The 2,347-nt window shown below is 36.6% G+C and carries 1 protein-coding gene and 1 pseudogene; one reads left to right on the plus strand and one right to left on the minus strand.

What is annotated here, in order from left to right:
• Window positions 1-147 precede the first annotated feature (147 nt).
• Window positions 148-357, minus strand: a pseudogene (locus K737_RS12005) (helix-turn-helix domain-containing protein); the annotation flags it as partial.
• A gap of 580 nt (window positions 358-937) precedes the next feature.
• Here K737_RS12005 and prfA point away from each other — a divergent pair.
• Window positions 938-2,026, plus strand: a complete 1,089-nt coding sequence (prfA, locus tag K737_RS03750; RefSeq protein WP_006291087.1) for a peptide chain release factor 1 — start codon at window positions 938-940, stop codon at window positions 2,024-2,026.
• Window positions 2,027-2,347: the final 321 nt, after the last annotated feature.

Raw genomic sequence — 2,347 nt, forward strand, 5'->3', positions numbered from 1 at the left:
TTTTCCAGCACGATCACAGACTTTAAAAATCCAAGCTTTAAAAATCCAAATTTTTGCTTCTTTTTTTAAATAATGCTAAAATTCATCGACTTCCATGACAATACCGTTGTCTTCTGGGTATAGCTCAATTTTGGCGCATAGCCTTGATTATAAGGTGCCCGCCCTCTTCAAAACAGCGGTGGCGCTGACACCAAAACGCTGAGCAATTCGCTTCATTGAAAGGCCGATTGCGTGTATAAAACGAGGGCTTTGAGCTTGTCTTTTTCGGGCACACCTTGTGAAATTTTTTCCATATTTTTACATTTGTACCGCTGCCCCCTCGAACGAAACCGCTTTTAAAGCGCTCCGAACATTTACAAAATTTACATAAAATTTTTTTTAGAGACTTTTAAAAAAGACTTCTTCTATCAATTCTAACAAAAAAGATATTTAGTTAAAAGCTTCAAAAATCGTAATTTGTTTTATTAGAAACAGAATAACATTTTAGCATTAACGCTCTAGGCGGTTTGTGGCCTATGTGAATTGGGGATTAATTTATCTAATCCATTAAAATTATTTTAATGGATAGAAAAAGTTTTGATTAAGGAGCTGCCCCTCGATTAAAGTTTGTAAAGATGGACAATACCAGTTTTCACAATCCTCATAGGATAAAAGAAAATTAATCGATTTTATTACGTAATTTTTATTTCATTATTTATACACATTGATAAAATTTTTCTATATGGTACAAATATTTTATCTTTAATCTTTAACTTTCCACATTCATCTATAAACATCAACTCAGAATTTACCATAAAAATCTTTTTGCCACGATAAGTTCAATCCACTCCTACTAAACACGAAAAGATCAAAAAGTCTACAAAGCATATTTTCTCTCTAACTGGTATCTTTTTTCGTTGTGTGGTAGTCTTAAGCGGGAATAATTTTATTTTTTGTTATGCACGGTATTTCTCATCAAACGCTTTCTGCAATTCTTGAACGCTATGAACGTCTAGAAAACGCGCTGCTAGAGGATCAGTTTTTACAAGATTCTATTAAATTGAACAAAGATTATGCGCGGATGACACCTCTTGTGGAGTGTGTTCGCAAGTGGTTTCAGATACAAAAAGAATATGACGACTTGCTAACGGTTCAAGATGAAAATGACGAAATGAAAGGAGTGATAGAGGAAGAAAAAAAAAAATTACGTCAATCCTTAGAAGCATTAGGTTATGAAATTCGCGTTCTTTTGCTCCCTAAAGATGAAGATGATGCTCGAGGAGCAATTTTAGAGATTCGCGCAGGAACGGGGGGAGAAGAGGCAGCATTGTTTGCAGCAGATTTAATGCGAATGTATATGCGTTACGGAGCATTACAAAAATGGCAGGTAGAGGTGTTGCATGTTCATCACAGCGATCACGCAGGTGTCAAAGATGCTGGGCTTTTGATTCAAGGCAAGGATGTATATGCTCAACTTAAATTTGAAGCAGGAGTGCATAGAGTACAGCGTGTACCAAAAACAGAAGCAAGTGGACGTATTCATACATCTGCTGCTACTGTTGCCGTTTTACCAGAAGTAGAAGATGTTGATATCGTTATTGACGAAAAAGATATTCGTATTGACGTGTTTCGCTCTAGCGGTCCGGGCGGACAATCTGTAAACACTACGGACAGCGCTGTACGTATTACGCATCTTCCTACCGGAATTGTGGTAAGTCAGCAAGATGAAAAATCTCAGCATAAAAATAAAGCAAAAGCGTTAAAAGTGTTGCGTTCTAGGCTGTATGATGCAAAAAAGCAAGAAGAAGAAATGAAAAGAAGTCAGTCTCGTCAACGTCAAGTGGGAAGAGGGGACAGATCAGAACGAATTCGCACTTACAATTTTCCTCAAGGACGTCTTACTGATCATCGCATTAAATTAACGCTTCACCAACTTCCTGAAATTTTGGAAGGAGACGGATTAAAAGAGGTTATTTCTGCTTTAATGACTTACGCAAGAGCAGAACAATTGGCAGAGCAAGAGACGAATTTTTCAGAAATTGCGTAACAAAAAAGTATAAGAGGAGCAATCAAAAAATACATTCAGTATAGTTAAAAGGAAAAAGAATTTTTCAAAGACGAACTGCAAAGTAAAATGAGTCTGCTACCATACTCGCCCTCACTTTTTTTCAGGTAGTTTAAAAGATCGCTAAAATCAAAGAATAAGAGTTTATCTTTGATCCACCTGAGTCCCCTTGTGTTCTTGTGTAAGACCCGTTATAGAAGCGTATAAAATAGCAACAGCGACAATGGTCATAAGTTTGGAAAGTCTTTCCAAATCTTTCATAGGGGGATTTTCAAGGGTAACCCCTTGCGTTTTCATAGTTCT

This window comes from Holospora undulata HU1 (genome assembly GCF_000388175.3).
Classification (GTDB): domain Bacteria; phylum Pseudomonadota; class Alphaproteobacteria; order Holosporales; family Holosporaceae; genus Holospora; species Holospora undulata_A.